The sequence below is a fragment of the Kamptonema sp. PCC 6506 genome (assembly GCF_000180455.1).
GTDB classification, from domain to species: domain Bacteria; phylum Cyanobacteriota; class Cyanobacteriia; order Cyanobacteriales; family Microcoleaceae; genus Kamptonema; species Kamptonema formosum.
In genome coordinates this window covers 1-23,681 of sequence record NZ_CACA01000091.1, presented here as the reverse complement: position 1 = coordinate 23,681, position 23,681 = coordinate 1, and the positions used below count along the sequence as shown (strand labels likewise).

Below are 23,681 nucleotides of genomic sequence, written 5' to 3'. Positions count from 1 at the left end.
AAAATTTATGTAAATCCAAGGCTTAGCCTAAAAATATTTGAAATCGTGACATCTATTCTTTCTGCTACTTATTCTCCTACCCCGGACGCGAAACCCAGACGCTCTGGTTGGCATGGCCTCATAGAAGCTTATCGCCCCTATCTGCCGGTGACGGAAAACACCCCGACGGTGACGCTGTATGAGGGCAATACTCCGCTGATTCCAGTTCCAGCGATCGCCGCAATGGTGGGCCGAGGCGTACAAGTTTTAGTCAAATACGACGGCCTCAACCCTACGGGTAGTTTTAAAGACCGAGGGATGACGATGGCGATTTCCAAGGCGAAGGAGGAAGGCGCAAAAGCGGTGATCTGTGCAAGCACGGGTAATACCTCAGCCTCAGCAGCAGCCTATGCTTCTAGGGGCGGGATGGGGGCTTTTGTGTTGATCCCTGAAGGTTATGTGGCCTTGGGTAAGTTGGCCCAAGCTTTGCTTTATGGGGCGGAAGTTTTATCCATTAAGGGTAATTTTGACCAGGCGCTAGAAATTGTCCGCGATATAGCGGAGCATTATCCAGTGACTTTAGTAAATTCAGTCAATCCTTATCGCTTGGAAGGTCAGAAAACTGGGGCTTTTGAAGTTGTGGATGCTTTGGGAAATGCCCCTGACTGGCTGTGTATTCCGGTGGGTAATGCCGGCAATATTACTGCCTACTGGATGGGTTTTTGTCAATATCATCAGTTGGGAAAGTGCGATCGCCTCCCTCGGATGATGGGATTTCAAGCTGCTGGCGCTGCGCCACTGGTGACTGGCCAACCCGTAGAACATCCTGAAACGATCGCAACCGCAATTCGGATCGGCCACCCCGCTAGTTGGAAACAAGCGATCGCTGCCCAAGAAGCCAGTCGCGGCAGTTTTAACTCTGTGACTGACACAGAAATTTTGGAAGCATATAACTTGTTGGCATCTTTAGAAGGTATTTTCTGCGAACCCGCAAGTGCAGCATCCGTAGCTGGTTTACTGAAGGTGAAAGATCAGGTTCCTAGTGAAGCAACTGTCGTTTGCGTACTAACTGGAAATGGACTTAAAGATCCTGACACGGCAATTACTTACAGCAAAAACCACTTTAAGAAGGGAATCGCACCGACAATAGAGGCTGTAGCTGGGGCAATGGGATTTTAAGTTCTTGGTTGTTGGTTGTTAAGTAGAAGGACTTAATTCAACTAGGGCTTATATAACAACTGCCAAAGTGATTAAGACAGATATCTGTAACGCCGCCCTCTGGGCTATTAGGACACTGCAAGCAAGGGCGGCGTTACGTATAGATAACTAAATACTTCTTCCTTCTTGACCTAAAAATAGCGAAGACTTCTGCCTGAGCGCTCAGTCGAACGCTGTCACCCGACACAAAGTAGCTCTTATCATAAAAAAAGTGAAATCCAATGAATGGTAATCAACGGGTGATTCAGGCTGAACCAACTAAAGATTTATTCATATATATGTTGGTTCGAGATATACCACTTATTCGTGCAATTATCGATCTTGTGGATAACTCAGTAGATGGCGCAACTCATTTACAGAGCAATGAGAATTATGAAGGGCTTTGGATAAAAATTTTAGCTAACCAAGAATACTTTCAAATCGAAGATAATTGTGGTGGAATAACGGTAAAGGAGGCAGAGGAGTATGCTTTTAAATTTGGAAGAGCCAATGATGCCGCAGTAACACCAAAATCAATTGGAAGATTCGGAATTGGGATGAAACGAGCTTTTTTTAAGATAGGAAAAAAATTTACAGTTGAATCAACTACATCTAGCTCGAAATTTATAGTTTCGGAAGATGTAGAGGAGTGGAAAAACAAAAAAGAATGGACATTTGAATTTCAAGGCGAAGTTCAAGAAGGTGGTGAATACGAAGCCTGTGAGATTGGAACTAGAATATTAATTGAAGAATTGCATGAAAGTGTGGCAGAGGACTTAGGATTAGAAAACTTTGTGTCACAATTAAAGCAAGAATTAACAATTGCATATTCATTAAAAATAAAAAAGGGTTTAAATATTAGTATAAATGAGTCGAAAATCGCTCCATATCCACTTAATTTTCGTACTTCTGACAAGATAAAAGTTGCAAAACTTGAAAAGGAATATAAGTATTTTGGAAGTCGTGAAATAGATAAACCAGTGCGAGTTAGATTGTATGCAGGTGTATCAGAAAGAGATCTAAATGAAGGCGGATGGTATGTCTTTTGCAATGACCGCATGGTTCTTGAAGCTGACCAAACTGAAATAACGGGCTGGGGTACAAAAAATGGATTCCCAAAATATCATGCTGATTTTGCATTTTTTAGAGGCTATGCTTTCTTTGAGTCTGATGATGCTGCTTATTTGCCTTGGACGACGACAAAAACAGGGATTGATTACGATTCACCAATCTACAAATCTATTAAACAAGAAATATATCAACTAACGGCTCCCGTTCTCACATTTTTGAGAAAAATGGCAGATGAAAAAAGCCGTGTAGAGCGTAGTGAGATACCTGAAAGTTTACTTGAGCAAGCGTATGAGGAAACTTCACTTGACTATGTATTTGAAGCAGATACAAGTACAACATTTCAAACCCCCGATCAATCAGCAATTCCTCCTCGTAAGATCCGTGGGAATATACAATATAATAAGCCAATTGAAGAAATTAATCTAGTAAAAAAACTATTAGATGTTTCCTCAAACAAAGAGGTTGGAGAAAAAACCTTTGACTACTATTTAAAGAATGAAGGATAAGGATGATGGCTGGAAGCTATTCAAAAATTAATTACCGTATTCGTCCTGCAAAAGCGGTTGAAAGAAAGATAATTTGTGATTCTCTCCGATGCTTAAGTCCTTTCGGAGAACTTACAACTTATAGATATGTAGGTTTTGGCTCCACTTACTTTAGTGACTTCATTCTTTTTCACAAGTCTTTACATATTGAGGATATGATAAGTATAGAAAAAGATTCGCAGGCAAAAGAGCGTTTTGAATATAATAAACCTTTTGGGTGCATTGAAATCAAATACGGAAATTCTTACGAAGTTCTGCCTACACTTGAATGGAGTAAGAAATCAATTGTATGGCTTGATTATGATAGCCCATTAGAGAAAACAATCTTAGATGATATTGATACTCTTACAACCAAATTAGCATCTGGAAGTGTTTTAATTGTTACAGTCAGTGCAGAGCCAGAAAAACCCCCAGAGGAAGGTTGGAATAGAGCAAAGATAGACAAGTTTAGAGAAGATAAGTTACAGGCAAACATTCCTAAAGAAAAAATCCCCCCCGATCTAGAGCCGATTAATCTTACTGGAAAAAAACTAGCGGATCTGTATAATAGAATAATTAATAATCAACTGAAACAAAGTGTTAGTAACGCCAACTCAGCACGTTCAGAATATCAAAAGCTTAATTATAAGCAAATTTTTGATTTTCGCTATGCTGACGGCGCTCGTATGTTAACAGTTGGATGGCTCCTTTTTGAACAGAGCTACTGTAATCTGGTAGAGCAATGTAAGTTTAATAATAATTTCAATATAACAGAATTAAATAAACCTTATGAAATAAAAGTACCAAATCTTACACTTAAGGAAACTCAGTATTTAGATAGCCTAATGCCTACACATGATTGTAATGGTGTGGAGCGAATTTGTATCCCTCTTAAGGATATTAAATTGTATGCAGAATTGTATAAATACTTTCCTTCTTTTGTAGAAATGTTTATGTAGGTATAGGCATTAAGCTGAGAGACAGCCGATTCCAAGTATATAGATTACACTCAAGTCAGCATATCAACTAGAGAAATTAAATCTTGCTGTACTTCATAAGCTTGGAATCGGCTATCAGTGTAAAAAAGTGCAATATAAACCCGCAACGCCTTAACTGATAAGGGTTTAAAGTGCTACTTTGCGGCTGGTGACAGCGTTCGACTGAGCGCTCACGCCGAAGTCTTCCCTATTTTGAGGCCCTCTTCCTGCGACTAGAATTGATTTGCCCAATTCTTGGCCCAATTTAAAGTTTCATGCACTTGCTCTAAGGTAGCTGCTTCGCAATAAAGCCGTAAAACGGGTTCAGTACCGCTAAAACGAATTAACAACCATCTACCATCAGCTAAGCGAAATTTATAACCATCAACCGTATTGCAATCTACCACAGCCTGACCAGCAATTTCCGTTAACGGCTGATTTTGCAATTGTTCTAAAAGGCGCGATCGCACTTCCATACTCGCCAGGGGTAAATCTATGCGATCGTAAACTGAATGAAACCCAGTTTCTTGTTGCAAACGGCGGTAAATATCGCTCAAATCTTCTCCAGATTGTACCACAGCTTCTAGCAAATATAACGCAGAAAGCAAAGCATCGCGCTCTGGAATGTGAGTTCCATAACCAATTCCTCCCGACTCTTCGCCACCAACTAAAACCTGAGTTGTTAACATCCGATCGGCAATATATTTGTAACCTATGGGTGTCTCAAATAGAGGCAAATTGTACAAATTAGCTATCTTGGGAAATAAATCGGAACCGCTGACTGTTTTAACGACTTCGCCAGTAAATCCTCGCCGCTTAGCCAGATGTTCTATTAATATCGGAATCAAGATTTGAGAACTCAAAAAGTTGCCATTGCCATCAACAGCAGCGATGCGATCGCTATCGCCATCAAAGACAAAACCAATGGCCAAACCACCTTCAGCGCGTTGGTGAGTGCGTATGACGCGGAATAACTCGGAAAGGTAACGGGGTAAAGGTTCCGGTGCGCCGCCACCGAATAAAGGATCGCGATCGCCATTAATTTCTCTAACTGGCACTTCCAAGATTTGAGCCAATCCCCCCGCCGCCGCACCGTGCATGACATCGACAAATACTGTGAGTTTACCAGAGGAAACCGCCTCCCGAATCCCATCAATATTCACCATCCCCCGCAAAGTTTCGCAGTAACTCGGCCAAGGATTGAACCTTTCTAATTTTCCTAAAGTTGGGGATGCGATCGCCGGATCTGCTAACCTAGCCTCAATCTGCTCAGTCACTTCCGGAGAAACCGAACCCCCAAATCCCCCCTTGACTTTTAACCCCAAATACTTACCGGGATTATGGCTAGCCGTCATCACAATTGCGCCCAGGGCTTTCTGCTGATAAGCGGCTAAACTAAAAGCAGGAGTAGGAGCATAAGTATCCGTCAGCAGCACATCAAACCCTGCGGCTTGGATGCTTTCAGCAGCTTTGAGGGCAAATTCTTCAGCCAAAAAACGGCGATCGTGACCAACGATCGCCATCCTGTTATTGGTGGTAGTATCGCCATAAACCTGTGCTAAGATTTGCACTGCGATCGGAGCCACTATTGCCACTCGCTCAAAGGTGAAATCGTCAGCAATTACCCCACGCCATCCATCAGTACCAAATTTTATTGCTTGAGCCATATTAATTTTGTTAATTGTTAGTGGTTAGTGGTTAATTGTTGGTTGTTAGTTGTTAGTTGTCATACCAAATTAGGCTTCAATACCCCTTTACTCTTTAGTCCGCGTAGGCGGACTTTGTTTGTGTAGTAGCGGTTTCAACCGCCAAGTAATAAAGATAACAAATGAGCTTTTAGATTGTTTAGGTTATTGACCTTAGTAGTTAGTAGTTAGGAATTCGTAGTTAGCCCAAAAATATAACTAACTAATAACGAATAATCAACCACTAACCACTAACAATTAACAACCAACAACTAACAATTAAAAGAATGCTGGTTGATGGCGAATCAAATTCAGGAATTCTTCGCGAGTTTTTTGTTCGTCTTGGAATTCACCCAGCATAGCACTGGTAACAGTCCAAGAACCAGGTTTTTGTACGCCGCGCATCACCATACACATATGACTAGCTTCCAAGACTACAGCTACTCCCTTCGGTTCCAAAATTGTCTGCACTGCTTCGGCAATTTGGCGGGTCAGTCTTTCCTGCACTTGTAAGCGACGGGCATACATCTCTACAATCCGGGCTAATTTGCTAAGTCCTACTACTTTCTGATTAGGAATGTAGGCGACGTGAGCTTTGCCCATAAAGGGTAGCATATGGTGTTCGCAAAGGCTAAATACACTAATGTCGCGAACTAATACCATCTCGTTATGACCTTCATCAAAGATCGCACCGTTAAGAAGTTCTTCTAGGGATTGGCTATAACCGCTAGTGAGAAATTTCATTGCTTCTGCTACTCGTTTAGGAGTTTTCAGTAAGCCTTCACGTTCGGGATCTTCTCCAACTCCCAGCAGCATTGTCCGCACGGCGGCCATCATTTCGTCGCTACTTACTTCTGATGGTACGGGCAGATTGGGTTCTTGACCGTTTAAGGAATTGCGGTCTGGTCGGGTAGAGATCCGAGGCACGTCGCTTGTGGTTTCGGATAGTTTTGCGCTGTTGGTTGAGGGGGAATTAGAGCCATTAAAAGCGTTAGGAGGTGCGATAGTCATAAGTAGTTTGTGTGAGGGTAAAGGACAAAACAATTAAAAATTAAAAATTAAAAATTAAAAATTTTACAGCCTTAATTAATTTTTAATTTTTCATCTTTAATTTTTAATTTTTTAGAAGACTCCAGCGTTGGACATTAAGGTTAATTCTTCAATTACTGCGCCAGCGGGTAACTGGACTGTATAGAGAATTGACTCGGCAACAACTTCTGGGGTTAACATGGCAGTGCGATCGAAGTCGGCTTGAACTGTTTCTGTATCCCAGATGGGAGTATTGACGGAACCCGGACAAATTGCTGTGACGCGAATTCCGCGTCCGCGTTCTTCCATTGCTAGGGTTTTGGAGAGAGCCAACAGAGCGAATTTGCTAGCGCAGTAGGCTCCCCAGTTAGGAAATACTTGGCTCCCAGCTATGGAGACGACGTTGACGATTGTGCCACCGCGATCGCGCATTCCTGGTAAGATCCCTTGAATGCACTGCAAGACGCTGGTAACATTGAGGTCTTGAACTCGTTGCCAGTCTGCTAAGGATATTGCCGCGAGAGAGCCTGTATAGCCCATGCCAGCATTATTCACCAGGATATCGATGGGGCCGAATTCCGAGGCGATCGCACTGATACCTGTTCGCACCTGCTCTAGTGCAGCTAAGTCCAAGGGATATGCTTCTGCTTTCACCCCCGCAAGCCTAGCAGCTAAAGCTACTGCCTCTAATTTTTCGGGCGTTCGGCTTACCAAAGCCACGTTTATGCCTGCTTTTGCAAAGGCTAAAGCCGTCGCTTTGCCAATACCACTGCTGGCTCCGGTAATTAGAGCCTGCTTTGTTGTTGGATGATTCATCAAATTTGCCGATATTTTGTGGGGCACGTCCTTTGAGCCAGGCAGCTTTCTTAGGCATAATAGAAAGCTGCCGACAATACACACTTAAAAACCGGGAATTATGAGATTTACATGAAGAATTGTTAAGTCCGTGTCTTCTGAGAAATTATAGCACTGCTGGCAGGCTATTCTGGTTTCCAAGGAAAATTAAACTCCAATTTCAGTGAATACACCGATTTTACGGAATTTTTGATATCGGAGTTCGCGACGCTGCTGGCCGGTGAGCTGGGTCAGTTCGGTTAAGTTCTGTAACAAAGATTGTTTCAAAATTTCAGCAGCCTTAAGGGGATGAGCGTGAGCGCCGCCGTTGGGCTCGGGTACGATCTCATCAAGGATACCCAGATTTTTTAAGTCTGCGGCAGTAATTTTTAAGGCTTCTGCTGCCAAGTTAGCTTTGCCTGCGTCTTTCCAGAGGATGGCGGCGCAAGCTTCGGGGGTTGCCACCGTGTAAACAGAATGTTCTAACATCAATAGCCGATCGCCGACACCAATACCTAAAGCGCCGCCAGAGCCACCTTCGCCGATGACAGTGCAGATAATCGGAACATCGAGGCTGAACATTTCCCGGAGATTGTAGGCGATCGCCTCTCCAGGGCCAAGTTTTTCTGCCTCAACGCTAGGTAAAGCGCCGGGAGTATCGATAAAGGTCAAAATTGGCATTCCAAAGCGATTGCCATGTTCCATCAGGCGCATAGCTTTGCGGTAGCCACCAGGGGAAGCCATACCGAAGTTACGGGCGACATTATCTTTAGTATCGCGACCTTTTTGATGACCAATAATCACTACAGGTCGTCCGTCAAGGCGGGCCACACCACCAACGAGGGCGGGGTCGTCTGAGCCGCCGCGATCGCCGTGTAGCTCCAGCCAGTCGTCGCTAATTGCCTGAATATAATCTAGGGTACTAGGGCGACGGGGGTGACGAGCCAGTTGCAGCCGTTGTATCGGCGACAAGCCGGTAAAAATCTCTTGACGAAGTTGGGCCGATCGTGCTTCCAACTGGCGAATGTCCTCGGAGACATCTACACCATTTTCGTCAGCTAGTTGGCGAATCTGGTTAATCCGGGTTTCCAGTTCCGCCAGGGGCTTTTCAAATTCTAATAGGAGGGGTTTACGGTCAGCGTTGGGCACACTAGGAATTTCGATAAAATTTGGATTTAGTCTGGATCGATCCTACCCTGTCAGGTGTGAAGAGCGAAAGTTTCAAATCTACTTAACCTCTTTTGAGGCGCGATCGCAGCTATTCACCCCCGGTTAGGGAATTGCTTTGTGCGGGAAATCTCTGTAAACTCGACAGCAAAGAAATTTTTACTAACACTAATTATGTCCTACCAAAGTCAAAAAAACGCAAAATCTTCTGACTTCTTCAGAACTGCGAACAGTAAAGCAAGTGGCATCGAACTAACTGCACCCGAAGCACTAATGGCTATTTCCATATTAGCCGTCAGTGCCGATGGCAAAATGGCCCAAGAAGAAAAGCAGACACTTGGTGCTAATCACGTCCGCCTTTTCAGTTCTTATTCCCGCGAAGAATTCCAAGAGCTTTTTAAGAAAGTTTTAGGCTTGGTAAATAAGTACAGACCGTCCGATGTATTCATCGCTGCCAAAAACGGGCTAACACCTAAGTTACGACAAACAGCTTTTGCCATCGCCGCCGATCTAGTTTTAGCCGATGGAGTTTTTACCCAAGAGGAACAAGACTTGCTAGTTGAACTCTGGGAAGCATTAGAACTTAAAGACGAAATCGGTCAAAAAATTATGGAGGTAATGATCATCAAGAACTGCACGGATAATAGTTAACTATCAACTGTTAACTAAAACAATAACAGGGGTCTAAATCCGTGTTTTAGAGAAACTTTCCCGATCATCTCCATCTTTTCAATAGTGATCTGATTTCGTCCCCAAGAAAAGTTCGTGTACCACTTTTCAAACTCCAGCAACATGGATTCAGCAAAACAAGCAAACAACTGACGAGCTGGCACATCCATACTGACTATTTTCATAATTTTCCAGTCAATATCTAGAGAATGTTCCACTATCCCACCCTGAAGTACATAAACTCCCGGATGTTGAACTTTACTTGCTAAATTTTTAGGATAGCCGCCATCAATCATCAGACAAGGTTGCTTTAATTCTTTGGGATTAATTTCAACTCCCTTGGGCATACTCGCTACCCAAACTATAATATCCGCTAGAGGTAGAGCTTCCTCTAAATCCATTATTTTGCCGCGCCCTAATTCCGATTCTAAGGCTTGCAAGCGTTCGCGTTCGCGAGCAATTAGCAACAATTCTTTAACATTTGTCCGGTTATTCAGCCAGCGACAAACTGCACTACCAATATCACCAGTCGCCCCGCAAACTGCCACAGTAGCCTGAGACAAATCTATTCCCAACTTAGGCGCGGCTTCTTCTACTTGGCGACAGATAATATAAGCAGTATGGGTATTACCAGTAGTGAAGCGTTCAAACTCCAACTTAATATTCCTAATTTGCTGAATCTGCTGCAAGTTGAAATTTTCAAAGATAATCGAAGAAAATCCACCTAAAGCTGTAATATTGATGCCGTGCTTTTGAGCGTGAACCATCGCGTTGAGTATTTTCCGCGTAGCTGCCTTAATTCGGCGATTGGCCAGCATTTCTGGTAGAAAGCAAGATTCTACATAGCGACCCTCTATTTTTTGACCTGTGATGCTAGTTACAGTGATATCATCAACGATTTGAGGAGGAGCGCTGCACCAAAAGTCAAGCCCCTGATCCGCGTATTCTGGATAGCCCAACTCTTTTGCGACTGATTGGGCGTGTTCTAAGCTACTTAAGTGACCAATTAAACCAAACATTAAATAAAAAGTCAGTTTTCTGTTGTTAGGTGGAATTGCTAATTGCTAATTGCTAATTGCTAATTGCTAATTGCTAATTGCTAATTGCTAATTGCTAATTGCTAATTGCTAATTTGGTACTTATGAGTTAGGAAATTAAATCTTTAACTCAAAACTCTTTCTTCCCTATTAGCCTTTAGCTTTTAGCTTTTAGCTTTTAGCTATCAGCCATTAGCAATTAGCCATTTTTATGCAGCGGTAAGACCGTAGGCGGACATCCGCATAATGTCGCGAGTGGTAAAGCCAATATTGCTGAGGGCTTCGCCGTAGGCTATCATAAAATCCTCAACTAAGGCATCTTTTTCCATGCCCAAAACGCGGGCATCGTCTTCAACTTGGTTGAGCATTCGCCAGACTATGGGTAAGTTTTGGCGGTTAGCTGTATCGACTTCAGCTTTGGATTCCTCAAAGTGGGCTTTGAGCCATTCTTCGCCAAAGTTGAGGTGGTTGTACTCATCTTTAACTACCCCTTCGGTGATTTTTCGAGCGAAGTCATCGGCAACGGGGATGTAAATATTGTAAGCTGCGATCGCGAAGCACTCGATAATCAGCGCTTGAATCACCAAACAAGTCACCACCTTACCTGCTGCCGCTGCTTCTTGGAAATTGCTGTGCAGTGCCGCAAAGAAATCCTTGGCAAATTCCATGTCTGGCGTTACCTTAAGATTGCGGCCGCAAGCTTGGAACCCTTTCATGTGTCGGTTTTCCATCTTAGACAACGCAATCAGCACATCCTTTTGGTCAGGCAGCATTTCGCCCAGTCTGATGTAGTTGTCATAAGCCTCCTGTTCGCCTTCGATCACAATGGCGTTAATCCGGCTGTAGGCATCTTTGTAGGTTGCCGTTTCAAAGTCGATTGCTGGGCTGGCCTCAAGCTGCTGCATAGGTCTGTCGTCTCCTCATCACAAAAGAGTAAATACTTAAATAGAGCTTTGGAACTGGGGTCAAAGGTAAAGTTATTTTACTTAACTTAGCTTATAGTTTACTTTACCTATTTAAACGAACAATTTACCAGTTTTGTTGGACTCCGCGAAGCTACAGAGGCTCAAAGCGTGAAAAAATCGGCATTCTACCTCACTTAGAGCATTTATGGCTAAACAATTTCAGACATCCAGGGCAGGAGAAATGCTCATTTGGTTTTTTTTGTTGGTTGGGGCCGCTGTGGTGCTGATCCCCCTTGCTGTTGTAGTTGTTACATCATTCACCCCAGTTTCTATCAAAGCAACTGATCTAACTCTAGCTAATTATCTTGAAGCTTGGCGTAGGGGAAACTTTTTACTGGCTTTTATTAATTCTACTTTAGTGGCACTGGCGGTGACAGGGTGTCAGGTGGTTACGTCGGCTTTAGCTGGTTACGCTTTAGCCCGGTTGCAGTTCCGAGGGCGTGGGGCTTTGCTTTTGGTGGTTTTGGCAACGCTGGTGATTCCGTTTCAGCTATTGGCGATTCCTATCTTCCTGGTTTTGAAGTGGGGCCACCTACTCAATACTTACGGGGCTCTGATTTTACCGACGGCGGCGAGTGGATTTGGGATTTTCTTGATGCGCCAGTATTTTAGCTCGATTCCGGTGGAGTTGGAGGAGGCGGCGGCTTTGGATGGGGCAAATCGCTGGCAAGTTTTGTGGTTGGTGATGTTACCTTTGGCGCGTCCCGCTTTGGTGACGCTATTTTTGTTTGCTTTTATCGGCGAGTGGAACGATTTGTTTAAGCCGTTGGTGTTTACGACGAGGCCGGAGTTAAGGACTGTGCAATTAGTTTTGGCTGAGTTTCAGGAACAGTTTACCAGCAGTTGGCCTTTATTAATGGCAGCGGTTGTTATTGCCACTTTGCCTGTGGTGGTGTTATTTTTAATCGGTCAAAAACAGTTTATTCGAGGTATTGCAGCGACGGGAATTAAGAATTAAAAATATAGCAACCGCTTTCAGCGGTTGCTATAAGTTGTGATTACGCAAAGCGACGACGCAATAAGGGCTGAATTCCTAATAGCGCCACAACATCAAAAGCTAGCAATACTAACAATGCACCGCCAAAAGTAACATCGCCCCAAGGTGCTTGCATAACTACACTAGCTAATGACCAATTGCTGTGAAGATACAGGTAGCGAATGGGTTCGATCGCATAACTTAGAGGGTTAAGGGTGACGACAACTTGCAACCAGTGAGGCATGAAGGACAGCGGTGCGAGGGCTGTACTGGCAAATAATAAAGGCAAATTGGTGACAAAGATTACGGCGATGAGTTCGACGTGGCCAGGTAAAGCGAAGGTTAAGCCTAAGCTGATGCCTGTCACGCCTAAGACTAAGAGGAAAATAATCAATGCGATCGCCATTAATCCTGCGAATCCTGGTAGTCCCGCGCCCAAAAATGCACCCGCTGCTACAATTGCCCCGGTTTGGATGAAGCTGAGGGTAACGATGAAGATCGCTGAGGCTAAAACAATTGAAAACCTAGAAGCTAGAGGCGCAACTAATAAACGGTTGAGGAAGCCAAATTCGCGGTCAAACATCACTGGTAAACCAGCATTTAGGGCACCAGCAAAGGCGGTGAAGACGATTACGCCTGCACCGAGAAATTGCCCGTAATTCTGACTTTCGCCAAATAAGCCAGCGGGTGCATTTTGAAATAGGGCTCCGAACAATACTAACCACATCAAGGGCTGAATAATACCTGCAATTAGCGTTGAGGGCCGCCGCTGTAACTGAATGAACAGTCGCCGGGTTAAGGCTAGTGTTTCTTGAATGAAGTCACCGAGCAGGGATGTGGATGTGTCGGGGGATGCTGTTGAGAGTGGCCGCTGCTGGTTGAGGTTAGGTTGGGGGGATGTAACTGTACTGCTCATAATTGCTTAGGACTGCTTTTGTCTAATTATTATCTAGAGTAGCAAGTCTGGAGATATTGGTGGTGCGATCGCCTGAAGGCAAAAACCGCACTGTCGCTGTAGCGCCTTTTGTCGCAAAATTAGGAACGTAAGTGAATCCCAAAGGATCGATTCATCTTCCAGCTTTGACAAAGTTGCTTTGGTTGATAAAATTTAAAACATCGAATTACTTTAATATCATCAAAAATTAATTGGAGTATGTGGCGACGTTTTTCTTCTAATTTGAGCTTAATAGGCGTTGGTATCGCACTGATGGCGATCGCTTTTATCAGCATCTCCTTTCTTCCTTCCCAAGTTGAAAGTAGTCTCAGTACATTTTTTGGCAAACTTGGCAGAGGCGGTATTGATGTGACAATCACCAACACCTATAGACGAATTGCTGCCGATCGCTTTCTCCTTCAAAGTGTCTACCTTTTCCTCACAGGAATTGTTTTGCTGGTAGCAGGATTATTCAGAACTAGAAGTCATTGAGATTAGCTAGGAGCAAAGATAGCAGCGATCGCCTGGGATTTTGACATTAGCACAGGAATCAGATAGTTAGATATAAATCGTTTCCCCTAAAATGTATATATTTAGATCAAATGCTGATATTCAGATGAGCTTTCCTATCGAGGTAGCGGTTGCACGAGGCGGATTGGATGCCAGTCGTCCAAGGCTAATAGAGTTTTGCGATCGCATCCATTCTCGCCTAGCCTACCAACAGGCATTAAAACCGGGTGGTACATACCAGCTTGCGAGTTGACTGGAACAGTTAGTTTTTGGAGGATGACCCTATGGTAGATCGACACCCATTGCTTTTACGCGCCGAACAGATTGCTGCGAATCTGCAACCCTTTTCCCACCCCTGGAATGCCAATTCTGAACTATCGGGAACTCAGTTAGGAAAAGCTGTTGGCCTAAAACGTACAGGAGTCAATTTTATCAGAGTTCCACCTGGCAAAGAATCTTTCATCTATCATTCTCACCATCGCGAGGAAGAATGGATTTACATTCTATCGGGGTACGGCGTTGCAGAGATTGGTGAAGAAGAATTTGAAGTTAACCCAGGAGATTTTATGGGATTTCCCACACCTTCGGTTGCTCATCATCTTAGAAATATCGGGGATGAGGATTTGGTGTATTTAACAGGAGGCGAAAATCTGGATGTAGAAATTGCAGAGTTTCCGCGTCTGGGGAAGCGGATGATTCGACGTGAAGGAGCTATCGAAATCTATGATTTCTCCGATGCTAAACCTTTTGGAACGTTGGATACATAATGATTAATTATTCCCTATGAAGAAACTCAGTATTGACTCCGAGCGTAATAAAATATGCAATTGCAACAACGACTGACTGAAATCGACCTTGATGCCTATTTTCAGCGAATTGGCTATAGTGGCGACTGCTCGCCCAAGCTGACAACGTTACAGGCAATTCATCAAAGACATTCCCAAACGATCGCCTTTGAAAACCTCAATTCACTTTTGAAACAACCTGTTTTGCTGGATTTAGCCTCCTTGCAACAAAAACTAATCAATGAGGGACGGGGCGGCTATTGTTTTGAGCAAAATTCACTGTTGCGGGCTGTTTTGCTTGCTCTTGGCTTTCAGGTAAAGAATCTAGCAGCCCGCGTGCTGTGGAATTTGCCAGAAGGGACGATCGCACCTCGCAGTCATATGGTGCTGTTGGTCAATATTGATGGAGAGCCATACATTGCAGATGTGGGATTCGGAGGATTAACGCTCACCACGCCGCTTGCTTTGACCCCGGATATTGAACAAGCTACATCCCATGAATCATTTCGATTGATGGCAACGGAGCGCAGCTACGTCATGCAAGCATATATCAAGCAGGAGTGGAAATCCCTTTATAGATTCGATCTTTACGAGCAAGAATTACCCGATTATGAGGTGAGTAATTGGTATGTTTCAACTCATCCCGGCTCGATTTTTGTTACTAACTTGATGGCTGCAAAACCGGATTCAACTTGTCGTTATGCCTTGTGGAATAATCAGTTTACTGTGCATTATTTGGACGGTAGAACCGAACATCGCGTCCTTTCAACGGTTACAGAGTTACGCGCTACCCTTGAGAATGTTTTTTGTCTCAACTTGGGAGCGATCGCTGACCTCGATCCGAGGTTACAACAATTAATTGAGCGATCGCGTGCAAAGTAATCCCTCTTTTGTCACTGAGCGGGAGAGAAAAAGTTAAACAGCAAGCAAACTGGGAACAGAAAAAGGTAGGATGAGAGCAGGAAAATCATCCATTAATAAGTCCTGTACTTGAAACGTAGCGGTGACAACTACTTCGTTGTAAATTATGTAGAGTGTGTTTTTAATCGTTCTTAGTCAATGATTGCAAGTCTTTAAATTTTATGTACGAAGAACCGTTGGCGATCGATATAAGTGAAGAAAACTATCTAGTCACCGCTATCATCTCTCATGTAGTGAAACCGGGGCGCGAGCAAGGTTACGAAGCATGGTTTCATGGCATCGCCGCTGATGCACGAAAATTCAAGGGACATCTGGGTGTAAGCACTATTCGACCACAGCATCACGCTCATCCTGAGTACGTGGTGATTCTCAAGTTCGATTGTTACGACAATCTCAAAACTTGGCTAGAATCGGATGTTCGCCGAAAATGGATTGAGCAATTGCAACCGTTGATTGAAAAGCCAGAAGATATTCAAACCCTGACCGGATTAGAAACTTGGTTTACGCTCCCTAACAGGTCGATGAAGGCTCCACCCCCTCGCTACAAAATGGCTTTAGTGACATGGTTGGGAGTGTTTTTTACGATTTCTATTCTCAATCGTTTGCTGGTACCGCTACTAGCCGGACTTCCTGCATTGCTCAAAACTCTGATCGTCACAGGTCTCACTGTTATCCTGCTCACCTATTTAATTATGCCCCGCCTCACACAATTATTTCGCAAATGGTTGTATCCCATTTCATAAAATGATATGAATTTGTATCGTAACTTTATGACTTATTTGTGCTGAAAGAACCTGATTTTATGGAGTAAAAACTATCGCCAAATACCTACAGCAAGCCATCCATTTCTAAATCTTCAATGATTTGTAACCCGCGCGGATCGCCAACTCGCAACAGCGATGACTTGGCATCTTCTTGCACGCTAAAATCTTGGTCTTCTTCTAAAGCTTCAATCAAACCATCGATCGCGCCAGCATAAACCACATTATTTGGCAATTCCCGGCACAGTTGACCGATCGCCCAAGCACAATTACTCCGCACCGCCGCTACAGAGTCTCGCCGCAAAGCTTCAATTAAGGGAGGAACAGCACCGATCGCTACATCATAACCGACAGTCGCCATCTGACCGAGGGAACTAGCCGCCCACAACCGTACAGCCGAAATATCAGTTTTCAGGGCATCAATCAGGGGAGCTAAGGAGCGGCGATCGCGACAATTTCCCAAGGCCCAAACCACGCCTTTGCGGACATAACCGTTCCAATCACGGTTGAGTTGGTCGATCAGCGCTTCCACCGCATCCCGGCTGGGGTTGCGCCCCAAGGCATAAGCCGCACTCACCCGCACTAAAGGACAGCCATCTCGCAATAGGCGAATTAAATGGGGTATAGCGCGAGCGTCTTGGAGTTCGCAAAACGCCCTCGCTGCGATCATGCGCTGCTGGGCTTCTGGAGATTCCAGCAAAGGCAGCATTTCCTCTGGATCTGGCTGCGGGGGTTCCGATTCCTCCAAACGATCCAAAGGGCTTTCGAGTTCAGCGTCAGTATTAATTGCGCTTAGGTAGTCATCATCATCCATAAATCTAACTTTACCGCACTAGGGCGGATCGAAAGCAGAGACTTAGGCAACTAGCACGCTTGAATGAGCTTATAGGGTGCGCCAGAGTTTCCTTATAGATCGATCTAATAAGAGTTCGCGTCTCCGAAACACCCTATTTTGGCCTAATTAGTCTACCCGCTCGCTGGAATAACGGCTTTTAATCTCAGAGTTGAAAAACTTTCCAGTAGAGTCAGCGTCCCGCAAAGATTCCCAAGTTTCCTCTTCTACATCAGCATATTGATAAACAGCGCCACTGGCAAATTCTATCTGTAAAGTTTGGCTATCTGCATCATAACCAATCGCTTGTGCCATAGAGGAACTAACGGGGAGCATAGCAATTGGCTCTGGAATTGAGGTAATTTGGTTTGTTTCAATGCTACCGCTTAGATCGTTATTAGCAATAAAGGCAACTCCTTGCAGTCCGTGTAAAGCAGCTTTTGGAGCCTCAATCTCAATGTACTCTACTTCCTCTCCTCGGTCTATTAACAGCCCTAAATGACCGTTAGAATGACCGACTCCCAATATATTGCTTAAGTCAATCTTAGTTAGCTTCATAGGAAAGTTTGGAGTTTGTCAACTTGCTTATCAATGTCTAGGTCAAGCCAAAGATGCCACCTTTGAACCCACATTCCGCAGTTCTGGCTTTGATGACTAAGGATTTTCATACATTCACTGTAGGAAAAATATCTGTGCCTACCTTGTGGATGCTGTTCATTTTTACTTGGAAATTATGGGCGGCTTTCATGGCGATTGTTGTGAAGAGTTTTGTGGTTCCTACTTGATAATATTTGTCGAGGGCTCTTCCTAGTCTATCGTCGTTTAGATGTTCGGGTAGTATTCCCTTTCCGATTAGATGTTCGGACGTGGCACTTTTAATTTAGCTTTGAGTCGGTAGTGTACCCAATGATAGACTGTGGGATATTTCAATTTGAGCTCATAGGTCTGATTAAGCCACTCCACAATTTCCCCATAGCTCTTGAAGCCAGGTTCCTGCTTTAGTCTTTCTTGTAAGCCCGCGATCGCGTCTGGACTCAAGTGGCGCGATTTTCCGGGCGCACTTTTGATCGCCAACAATTCACAGAGTCCTCCTTTGCGATACTTTTGTAACCACCGAGTTACCGTTGAACCATCACGTCCGAGACGTTCGGCAAGGATTTGATGCTCAGTGACTTGTCCCGTTTTTAGCCACCACAACATTTGCAAGCGTTCTTTTTGGCTGGCGGTGCGACTGGTTTTTAGTTGTTGTTCCAAGCTCTCTGCACTTTCTGCGATCGCCAGAATCAGTTGACGTGCCATAACTAATGACCTCTAAACATTATCTTCATTCTATGCAACTTCATGTAAAATTGGTATAAATCTAGGACTTTTATGGCTTCTTGATGCTCATTCATGGTTTTTTCCTCTTTGCTCCTAATTCGTTCATTGTATATCAAAAAAGCCTGAAATGATTACTGGGTAATCACTTCAGGCTTGAATTTTTAAAATTTATAACCATCAATTCTGTTTAAAGACCTGCGGAATGTGGGTTGTAAGGTGGGCGCTCGCCTCAACCATCTTCTGCTATGACTTATAGCCTTTTTGAGGCGAGCGCCCACCCTACGTTTAATTGTGTCTATCAACCAATAACTAACAACTATCAACTATCAACTAACAACTAACAATTACCCTAAAGCAACCCAATAAGATGCAGGGGGCCATGACCTGTGATTAACTCCACCAAAAGTCCGATAAACCCAATCATTGCCAGACGGCCATTCCAAACTTCTGCCGCAGTAGTCAAACCCCATTCCCAACGTTCTTGCGGGTACATTTTTGCCTTCTTCGGAGGATGTATCACCTCAGAAAACTTAATATTGGGTGCATCTAAAGCCTCAATAACTGAATCAGCTAAATCCTCAATAAATACAGGATGAGTATTAAGAGCCGGCACGCGGTGGAAGTTGTGAATCCCCGAATGTTCTGCCAATTCGCGATACTCCATATCAATTTCTTGCAACGTTTCGATATGCTCAGAAACAAAGCTGATCGGAACTACAAGCAACTCATCAACTCCTTTAGCAGCCAATTCTGGAATCGCTTCTTCCGTATATGGCTTGAGCCATTCCACCGGGCCAACCCGACTTTGGTAAGCAAGGGTATGGTCATTTGGTCGGCTGAGAGTCTGCATAATCCTGCTAGTACAGTCCTCAATCTCTCGCTGGTAAGGATCTCCTGCTTCTTCCACATAGCTAACGGGGACACCGTGAGCGCTAAAGAATATATGAACTCCATCGGGATCGGGGCGACGATCGAGTTCTTGGGCGATTAATTGAGCCATCGCCCGCAGGTAGCCCGATCGCTGATACCAAGAGGGAATAAGCGTATACTCAAGCTGTTGGAGAGTGGGATCGTCTTGCCAGATCCTTTCTAAGAGTCGGAAACTGGAACCACTCGTACTGATAGAGAATTGGGGATAAAGTGGTAAGATTACCAACTGTTCAATGCGATCGCGCTTGATTTTCGCGATCGCCTCCTCAGTAAAAGGATGCCAATAACGCATCCCCACATAAACTTTAGCTTCCTGTCCCTTTTCCTGTAACTTTGCTTCCAGTGCTACCGCTTGCTCTTCTGTGATCCGCCGCAAAGGAGAGCCACCGCCGATGTGCTTGTAGTTTTCCTGGGATTTCTCGGCCCGCAGCGTAGAAATCAACCAGGCGAGGGGTTTCTGCATCCAAGGAAAGGGTATGCGAATAATCTCTGGGTCAGAAAACAGATTGAAAAGAAAGTGGCGGACATCTTCGATTTGATCCGGCCCACCCAAATTTAGTAGTAAAACTCCTATACGACCCATAGCGCTTGCATTTCCCCTCTTGTCTCAGCTTTGTTACCAATTTTAATAATATAACTTCTTAATAAGCCTGAGTCGATAGCCAAACATACACAATTTTAACTATGGCAACAATTCTTAGAGATTTAAGTTATCGTTACCAGTGGCTCTATGACGCGATATCACGCATCGCCGCTCTAAGTGTAGGCGGGGAAGCGCGTTTCCGCCAGCTTGCCTTGCAAGGTTTGACCATGCGATCGGACACTAAAATCTTAGACCTCTGCTGCGGTAGCGGTCAAACTACTCAATTTCTAATCCAATACTCTCAGGATGTCACCGGGCTCGACGCTTCACCCTTGTCGCTGAAACGGGCAAAAAAGAATGTCCCCTCAGCTCAATATGTAGAAGCTTTTGCCGAGGAAATGCCATTTCCTGACAATTATTTTGATTTGGTGCATACCAGTGCGGCGATGCACGAAATGCAGCCTATGCAGTTGCAGCAAATATTACAAGAAGTTTACCGCGTGCTCAAGCCGGAGGGGATCTTCACTTTGGTAGATTTTCACCGGCCGACTAATCCGATATTTTGGCCAGGGGTGGCAGTTTTTTTCTGGTTATTTGAAACGGAGACTGCTTGGCAGTTAATTGAAACCGATCTCACTAATCTGTTATCGGAGGTGGGGTTTGAGGTAGGTCTGAGTGGGGAAAATCCTAGTACAAATGTACCGCAGCAGCCCGCACTTTATGCAGGTGGTAGTCTCCAGGTAATTCAAGCGCAGAAATTAGGTAATGGCTAATTGCTAATTGCTAATTGCTAATTGCTAATTGCTAATTGCAGACCTAGTTAAACAGGATGTTATTGCAAACATAACTCTGTCAGGTTTAGAGATAACTCCGTCATTGATACACTCTGTTCTGATAAATATAACTCCGTCATTGCGAGCGAAGCGAAGCAATCTCAAGGCCTTGAGATTGCTTCGCTTCGCTCGCAATGACAAGGATATTCCCTCGCGCAATGACAAGGATATTTTCTGACTATGACCAAGATATTCGCTTACTATCTTATCACAAGAATATTCACTTGCAATGACAAGGATACTCCTCACTATAGAGAAGGACAGAGAGTATGTCTAGATATAGAAAACAGAGGAGCTACCGGATTCAAAAAATATTAAATTAACTGGGAAGTAATCGTTTTCCTAGCTTTTACTTCCCGCGCTTGGGACTATTGTCCCAAGCGCTGTCAACCACCCACTGATAAACAGCTTTTGGTTAGACAAATACACTTAATATAATATGATGTTTCGCGACTCATAATTATATATGTCACAAATATTTACATATTTAGCTGATAGTAACAGAGAAGCAAAAACCCAGCTATACAAATTTTTTCGCCTCCGCCAAAGCCTTTTCAAACTTAGCTAAAACATCCTTCTCTCTGTGAATGATTTTCTCCTGTTCTAACATGGGTCTGCCAAAGCGGAAAATACCATCTTGCTCAACATGATCTACATAAGGTAGCGTTTCAGGATGAGGCAAAAATTTTTTTCCCATTGTGTAAGGTGTATGGTAAGAAAAAGTAAAATCAGGAAACTGCTCGGTCTTGATTTCCAAATAGTACAGCGAATAATAATCCCTAGTTTCCGTATAAATACATTCCCGGCATTTGTGTACTAGCTTGCGATTGTGATAATAAAATTCCCACTTATCCCAATAGTAGCCCTCCTTCATCATTTCATAATGATTATCGCAAAGCTTCAGATACAATTTATCAGAATCAACTGGACGATAAAATGCTAGCATTCCATAGGGAACCTGAGCCAATAACTTGATTGCTTGATTTTTGCGCTCGTACCATTGTTCTCGCCGCTGCTCGTACTGTTCGTTATATTTGATTGCTCTGAGGCTTTTAATTTGATTCTCTTTGGCCCAGCGAGAGGCCCACACTGTCCAGTAGGCTAGTTGGAGAATAGCTGATATTTCACTCGATCCTTTTTCTTGCCATTCCTCTATAATTTTTTCCCAAGCTGAGCCAAAAGCTTCTCTTGATTGCTGATGTTCCTTGCGGCTTTCTGAGGCAATTTGTGCTCCTGTTTGCCGATTAGTTTTGATCTGCGATCTATGTTCTTCTCGCCACCGCTGAATATCTGCTTGGGTGATGCTGAGGATAAATCTTCTGTCGTGAACGGGATATTCCAAATCCATTCCAGATTTCCGAAAACTGCGATATTCTAAAATAGGGATTTTGCCTTCTTTTACCCAGCGCTTGCGCTCGTTTTTAGAGCAGTTGAGCAGCTCTTCTAATTCTATCGGCTCAACAGCTAACTCGCTTTTGAATGTTTCCCAGAATCTTGCTTGCTCGAAGGCATTTTCTTCTAAAATAGACAGAATTGTACTGACGAGACTCTCTTTTTTGTCCTTAGAATTGTCAGGGAGTCCTAAAAATTCGATGAGTTGGGCTTTGAGAATACGTCTGGAAGAGATTAGCTCGGCTAACATCGGGTAGCTCCAGTAGAGTCGAGACTTAGGTTAAAACTCAAATAAGTTACCTAACTATTAATATCTTAATAGATTCTCCTCTATTGAACTCTGGGAAATAACCAGCTAAGTATCTGACTTGACTCGGCGGATGGGTAGGTTTGCAATCAGTGCTGTGGCGCGGCGATCGCTTTCTAGGGAAAACTCTGTACCATCGGTTTCGAGTTCCACATAGCGAGATACTACCTCTAGGATTTCTTTTCGCATTGATTCAACCATTTCTGGAGTGAGGTCAGAACGGTCGTGGGCGAGAACGAGTTTGAGGCGGCGTTTAACTTCCTCGCGGCTGTTGTCAGTCGTGCGGGGGAAAAGGCGATCGAGAAGTGTATTAATCATGGGGCTTGCGGAGTTGTCAAGAGTTAGGCAGGTGGCAGTAAATCCGTTTAGCCGCCTATGGTAACGGCCACGAAACTGGTTAGTAGTTTCGAGTAGGATCGTTTATGTCAGTGGCGATCGCGCTCTTGAGGAAAGAGGCTGGTAACTGAACGGGGCGGCGAAGTGAGAAAATCCTGACAACATACCCTTTAAAATAAACACTTTAAATTCTTCCTCATTCCTCACTGCCAATAGTTTAACTGGCAGTATACCGAGATCGGCATTTATTACCAAAACTTCGCCGCTTACTTACATAATCTTAGCTGTTAACAGCCTACGGAGTCGAGTAAAAAAGTTATCCTGGGGGGGATTGAGTTCGAGAAACTCAACTTTTTCGCCTTCTAAGCGCCGAGCAATATTTTCATAGGCGGTTCCAGCTAAGGATGGAGTTTCCGACAGCACTAAGGGTTCGCCCCGGTTAGTGGAAACAATTACGCGCTCGTCGTCTGGGACAACTCCCAGCAGAGGAATAGCAAGAATTTCCCGCACATCCTGCACCGACATCATATCATTAGCTTGCACCATTAAGGGTCGAATACGATTGACGATCAGGTGGATACGTTTGACATTATGAGCTTCTAGTAAACCCACAACGCGATCGGCATCGCGGACGGCGGCAATTTCTGGGGTGGTGACGATCACGCCTTCTTGAGCGGCCGCGATCGCATTTTGAAATCCCTGCTCAATTCCTGCGGGCGAATCAATCAAAATATAGTCATATTTCTCTGCTAGTACGTTAACTAATTGTTTCATTTGTTCGGCACTAACAGCATCTTTCATCCGGTTTTGAGCGGCCGGTAGTAATACTAGATTGGGCTGGCGTTTATCTTTGACTAAAGCTTGTTCTAGTCTACATTCGCCGGCAATTACTTCTACTGCCGTATAAACGATGCGATTTTCTAAACCTAATAGCAAGTCCAAATTTCTCAAGCCGAAGTCAGCATCAACTACCGCTACAGAGCGACCAAGTTTCGCCAGAGCCATGCCCAGATTTGCTGTGGAGGTAGTTTTCCCAACTCCTCCTTTGCCAGAAGTAACAACAATAATGCGAGCCATAAGTAAAATTGTTAGTTGTTAGTTGTTAATTGCTAGTTGTTAGTTGTTAG

At 44.1% G+C, this 23,681-nt stretch carries 26 protein-coding genes and 1 pseudogene; 11 read left to right on the top strand and 16 right to left on the bottom strand.

Annotation, left to right across the window (positions count from 1 at the left end):
• Positions 1-54: 54 nt before the first annotated feature.
• The 3 genes from thrC to OSCI_RS04970 all read left to right on the top strand — a co-directional run bounded on the left by thrC (position 55) and on the right by OSCI_RS04970 (position 3,730).
• Entirely contained in the window at positions 55-1,158 is a 1,104-nt protein-coding gene (thrC, locus tag OSCI_RS04980; protein WP_051045175.1) for a threonine synthase, read from the top strand.
• Positions 1,159-1,418: 260 nt separating this feature from the next.
• Positions 1,419-2,753, top strand: coding sequence for an ATP-binding protein (locus OSCI_RS04975; protein WP_007353765.1), 1,335 nt, complete (start codon positions 1,419-1,421; stop codon positions 2,751-2,753).
• A gap of 2 nt (positions 2,754-2,755) precedes the next feature.
• A complete protein-coding gene (locus OSCI_RS04970) occupies positions 2,756-3,730 on the top strand; it encodes an O-methyltransferase (protein ID WP_007353764.1) in 975 nt (324 codons plus the stop codon).
• Positions 3,731-3,981: 251 nt separating this feature from the next.
• Here the strand turns inward: OSCI_RS04970 and OSCI_RS04965 are convergent, their stop codons facing one another.
• The 4 genes from OSCI_RS04965 to accA all read right to left on the bottom strand — a co-directional run bounded on the left by OSCI_RS04965 (position 3,982) and on the right by accA (position 8,445).
• Positions 3,982-5,415, bottom strand: coding sequence for a phosphoglucomutase/phosphomannomutase family protein (locus OSCI_RS04965; protein WP_007353763.1), 1,434 nt, complete (start codon positions 5,413-5,415; stop codon positions 3,982-3,984).
• Between the two features lie 297 nt (positions 5,416-5,712).
• Entirely contained in the window at positions 5,713-6,444 is a 732-nt protein-coding gene (gene folE / locus OSCI_RS04960) for a GTP cyclohydrolase I FolE (protein ID WP_007353762.1), read from the bottom strand.
• A 111-nt stretch (positions 6,445-6,555) separates the two neighbouring features.
• A complete protein-coding gene (locus OSCI_RS04955) occupies positions 6,556-7,278 on the bottom strand; it encodes an SDR family oxidoreductase (protein WP_007353761.1) in 723 nt (240 codons plus the stop codon).
• A 186-nt stretch (positions 7,279-7,464) separates the two neighbouring features.
• A complete protein-coding gene (accA, locus tag OSCI_RS04950) occupies positions 7,465-8,445 on the bottom strand; it encodes an acetyl-CoA carboxylase carboxyl transferase subunit alpha (RefSeq protein ID WP_007353760.1) in 981 nt (326 codons plus the stop codon).
• 192 nt (positions 8,446-8,637) lie between these two features.
• On the opposite strand from accA, the gene OSCI_RS04945 reads away from it, so the two are divergent.
• On the top strand, positions 8,638-9,114 hold the full coding sequence (locus tag OSCI_RS04945; protein ID WP_007353759.1) for a tellurite resistance TerB family protein: 477 nt from the start codon (positions 8,638-8,640) through the stop codon (positions 9,112-9,114).
• A 14-nt stretch (positions 9,115-9,128) separates the two neighbouring features.
• On the opposite strand, the gene OSCI_RS04940 is transcribed toward OSCI_RS04945, so the two are convergent.
• On the bottom strand, positions 9,129-10,151 hold the full coding sequence (locus tag OSCI_RS04940) for a long-chain acyl-[acyl-carrier-protein] reductase (RefSeq protein ID WP_007353758.1): 1,023 nt from the start codon (positions 10,149-10,151) through the stop codon (positions 9,129-9,131).
• 227 nt (positions 10,152-10,378) lie between these two features.
• Complete coding sequence (locus tag OSCI_RS04935) at positions 10,379-11,074, bottom strand: aldehyde oxygenase (deformylating) (protein WP_007353757.1); 696 nt, start codon at positions 11,072-11,074, stop codon at positions 10,379-10,381.
• A 205-nt stretch (positions 11,075-11,279) separates the two neighbouring features.
• On the opposite strand from OSCI_RS04935, the gene OSCI_RS04930 reads away from it, so the two are divergent.
• Positions 11,280-12,092 carry a carbohydrate ABC transporter permease gene (locus tag OSCI_RS04930; protein WP_007353756.1) on the top strand — a complete coding sequence of 271 codons (813 nt, stop codon included), beginning with the start codon at positions 11,280-11,282 and terminating at the stop codon, positions 12,090-12,092.
• Positions 12,093-12,132: 40 nt separating this feature from the next.
• Here the strand turns inward: OSCI_RS04930 and OSCI_RS04925 are convergent, their stop codons facing one another.
• Together OSCI_RS04925 and OSCI_RS29605 are read right to left on the bottom strand one after the other, a co-directional pair.
• A complete protein-coding gene (locus OSCI_RS04925; RefSeq protein ID WP_007353755.1) occupies positions 12,133-13,026 on the bottom strand; it encodes an ABC transporter permease in 894 nt (297 codons plus the stop codon).
• A 33-nt stretch (positions 13,027-13,059) separates the two neighbouring features.
• Positions 13,060-13,197 carry a hypothetical protein gene (locus OSCI_RS29605; protein WP_155523389.1) on the bottom strand — a complete coding sequence of 46 codons (138 nt, stop codon included), beginning with the start codon at positions 13,195-13,197 and terminating at the stop codon, positions 13,060-13,062.
• Positions 13,198-13,263: 66 nt separating this feature from the next.
• Between OSCI_RS29605 and OSCI_RS04920 the strand changes: the two genes are divergently transcribed.
• The 5 genes from OSCI_RS04920 (at position 13,264) to OSCI_RS04900 (ending at position 16,003) form a co-directional block, all read left to right on the top strand.
• A complete protein-coding gene (locus OSCI_RS04920) occupies positions 13,264-13,536 on the top strand; it encodes a hypothetical protein (protein WP_019487154.1) in 273 nt (90 codons plus the stop codon).
• A 124-nt stretch (positions 13,537-13,660) separates the two neighbouring features.
• Positions 13,661-13,807, top strand: coding sequence for a hypothetical protein (locus OSCI_RS04915; protein ID WP_202796228.1), 147 nt, complete (start codon positions 13,661-13,663; stop codon positions 13,805-13,807).
• A gap of 31 nt (positions 13,808-13,838) precedes the next feature.
• Positions 13,839-14,321 (top strand): cupin domain-containing protein, encoded by a 483-nt coding sequence (locus OSCI_RS04910; RefSeq protein ID WP_007353753.1) that lies wholly within the window; start codon positions 13,839-13,841, stop codon positions 14,319-14,321.
• A gap of 54 nt (positions 14,322-14,375) precedes the next feature.
• Positions 14,376-15,221 (top strand): arylamine N-acetyltransferase family protein, encoded by an 846-nt coding sequence (locus OSCI_RS04905; protein WP_007353752.1) that lies wholly within the window; start codon positions 14,376-14,378, stop codon positions 15,219-15,221.
• 200 nt (positions 15,222-15,421) lie between these two features.
• Positions 15,422-16,003: a hypothetical protein gene (locus tag OSCI_RS04900; protein WP_007353751.1), complete on the top strand. Its 582-nt coding sequence runs from the start codon at positions 15,422-15,424 to the stop codon at positions 16,001-16,003.
• An 85-nt stretch (positions 16,004-16,088) separates the two neighbouring features.
• Here OSCI_RS04900 and OSCI_RS04895 read toward each other — a convergent pair whose 3' ends face one another.
• The 5 genes and pseudogenes from OSCI_RS04895 to hemH all read right to left on the bottom strand — a co-directional run bounded on the left by OSCI_RS04895 (position 16,089) and on the right by hemH (position 19,686).
• Positions 16,089-16,835 (bottom strand): HEAT repeat domain-containing protein, encoded by a 747-nt coding sequence (locus OSCI_RS04895; RefSeq protein WP_007353750.1) that lies wholly within the window; start codon positions 16,833-16,835, stop codon positions 16,089-16,091.
• A gap of 147 nt (positions 16,836-16,982) precedes the next feature.
• The gene (locus OSCI_RS04890; RefSeq protein ID WP_007353749.1) at positions 16,983-17,411 is read right to left on the bottom strand and encodes a KTSC domain-containing protein; all 429 of its coding nucleotides are present in this window, start codon (positions 17,409-17,411) and stop codon (positions 16,983-16,985) included.
• Between the two features lie 145 nt (positions 17,412-17,556).
• A pseudogene (locus tag OSCI_RS32355) lies at positions 17,557-17,718 on the bottom strand (DUF4277 domain-containing protein); the annotation flags it as partial.
• Entirely contained in the window at positions 17,706-18,152 is a 447-nt protein-coding gene (locus tag OSCI_RS04885; RefSeq protein ID WP_007353747.1) for a helix-turn-helix domain-containing protein, read from the bottom strand. The gene OSCI_RS04885 and the pseudogene OSCI_RS32355, both read right to left, overlap by 13 nt.
• A 370-nt stretch (positions 18,153-18,522) precedes the next feature.
• Positions 18,523-19,686: a ferrochelatase gene (hemH, locus tag OSCI_RS04880; RefSeq protein ID WP_007353746.1), complete on the bottom strand. Its 1,164-nt coding sequence runs from the start codon at positions 19,684-19,686 to the stop codon at positions 18,523-18,525.
• 101 nt (positions 19,687-19,787) lie between these two features.
• On the opposite strand from hemH, the gene OSCI_RS04875 reads away from it, so the two are divergent.
• Positions 19,788-20,459 carry a class I SAM-dependent methyltransferase gene (locus OSCI_RS04875; protein WP_007353745.1) on the top strand — a complete coding sequence of 224 codons (672 nt, stop codon included), beginning with the start codon at positions 19,788-19,790 and terminating at the stop codon, positions 20,457-20,459.
• Between the two features lie 580 nt (positions 20,460-21,039).
• Here the strand turns inward: OSCI_RS04875 and OSCI_RS04870 are convergent.
• The 3 genes from OSCI_RS04870 to minD form a co-directional block, all read right to left on the bottom strand.
• Positions 21,040-22,161 carry a hypothetical protein gene (locus OSCI_RS04870; RefSeq protein WP_007353744.1) on the bottom strand — a complete coding sequence of 374 codons (1,122 nt, stop codon included), beginning with the start codon at positions 22,159-22,161 and terminating at the stop codon, positions 21,040-21,042.
• Between the two features lie 105 nt (positions 22,162-22,266).
• Entirely contained in the window at positions 22,267-22,536 is a 270-nt protein-coding gene (gene minE, locus OSCI_RS04865) for a cell division topological specificity factor MinE (RefSeq protein WP_007353743.1), read from the bottom strand.
• Between the two features lie 288 nt (positions 22,537-22,824).
• A complete protein-coding gene (gene minD, locus OSCI_RS04860) occupies positions 22,825-23,631 on the bottom strand; it encodes a septum site-determining protein MinD (protein ID WP_007353741.1) in 807 nt (268 codons plus the stop codon).
• Between the last annotated feature and the right edge of the window lie 50 nt (positions 23,632-23,681).

Coding starts and splice junctions, on each gene's coding strand:
- OSCI_RS04975 (WP_007353765.1), top strand. CDS start 1,419: ATGAATGGTAATCAACGGGTGATTCAGGCTGAACCAACTAAAGATTTA.
- OSCI_RS04970 (WP_007353764.1), top strand. CDS start 2,756: ATGATGGCTGGAAGCTATTCAAAAATTAATTACCGTATTCGTCCTGCA.
- OSCI_RS04965 (WP_007353763.1), bottom strand. CDS start 5,415: ATGGCTCAAGCAATAAAATTTGGTACTGATGGATGGCGTGGGGTAATT.
- folE (WP_007353762.1), bottom strand. CDS start 6,444: ATGACTATCGCACCTCCTAACGCTTTTAATGGCTCTAATTCCCCCTCA.
- OSCI_RS04955 (WP_007353761.1), bottom strand. CDS start 7,278: ATGAATCATCCAACAACAAAGCAGGCTCTAATTACCGGAGCCAGCAGT.
- OSCI_RS04945 (WP_007353759.1), top strand. CDS start 8,638: ATGTCCTACCAAAGTCAAAAAAACGCAAAATCTTCTGACTTCTTCAGA.
- OSCI_RS04940 (WP_007353758.1), bottom strand. CDS start 10,151: ATGTTTGGTTTAATTGGTCACTTAAGTAGCTTAGAACACGCCCAATCA.
- OSCI_RS04935 (WP_007353757.1), bottom strand. CDS start 11,074: ATGCAGCAGCTTGAGGCCAGCCCAGCAATCGACTTTGAAACGGCAACC.
- OSCI_RS04930 (WP_007353756.1), top strand. CDS start 11,280: ATGGCTAAACAATTTCAGACATCCAGGGCAGGAGAAATGCTCATTTGG.
- OSCI_RS04925 (WP_007353755.1), bottom strand. CDS start 13,026: ATGAGCAGTACAGTTACATCCCCCCAACCTAACCTCAACCAGCAGCGG.
- OSCI_RS04920 (WP_019487154.1), top strand. CDS start 13,264: ATGTGGCGACGTTTTTCTTCTAATTTGAGCTTAATAGGCGTTGGTATC.
- OSCI_RS04915 (WP_202796228.1), top strand. CDS start 13,661: ATGAGCTTTCCTATCGAGGTAGCGGTTGCACGAGGCGGATTGGATGCC.
- OSCI_RS04910 (WP_007353753.1), top strand. CDS start 13,839: ATGGTAGATCGACACCCATTGCTTTTACGCGCCGAACAGATTGCTGCG.
- OSCI_RS04905 (WP_007353752.1), top strand. CDS start 14,376: ATGCAATTGCAACAACGACTGACTGAAATCGACCTTGATGCCTATTTT.
- OSCI_RS04900 (WP_007353751.1), top strand. CDS start 15,422: ATGTACGAAGAACCGTTGGCGATCGATATAAGTGAAGAAAACTATCTA.
- OSCI_RS04895 (WP_007353750.1), bottom strand. CDS start 16,835: ATGGATGATGATGACTACCTAAGCGCAATTAATACTGACGCTGAACTC.
- OSCI_RS04890 (WP_007353749.1), bottom strand. CDS start 17,411: ATGAAGCTAACTAAGATTGACTTAAGCAATATATTGGGAGTCGGTCAT.
- OSCI_RS04885 (WP_007353747.1), bottom strand. CDS start 18,152: ATGGCACGTCAACTGATTCTGGCGATCGCAGAAAGTGCAGAGAGCTTG.
- hemH (WP_007353746.1), bottom strand. CDS start 19,686: ATGGGTCGTATAGGAGTTTTACTACTAAATTTGGGTGGGCCGGATCAA.
- OSCI_RS04875 (WP_007353745.1), top strand. CDS start 19,788: ATGGCAACAATTCTTAGAGATTTAAGTTATCGTTACCAGTGGCTCTAT.
- OSCI_RS04870 (WP_007353744.1), bottom strand. CDS start 22,161: ATGTTAGCCGAGCTAATCTCTTCCAGACGTATTCTCAAAGCCCAACTC.
- minE (WP_007353743.1), bottom strand. CDS start 22,536: ATGATTAATACACTTCTCGATCGCCTTTTCCCCCGCACGACTGACAAC.
- minD (WP_007353741.1), bottom strand. CDS start 23,631: ATGGCTCGCATTATTGTTGTTACTTCTGGCAAAGGAGGAGTTGGGAAA.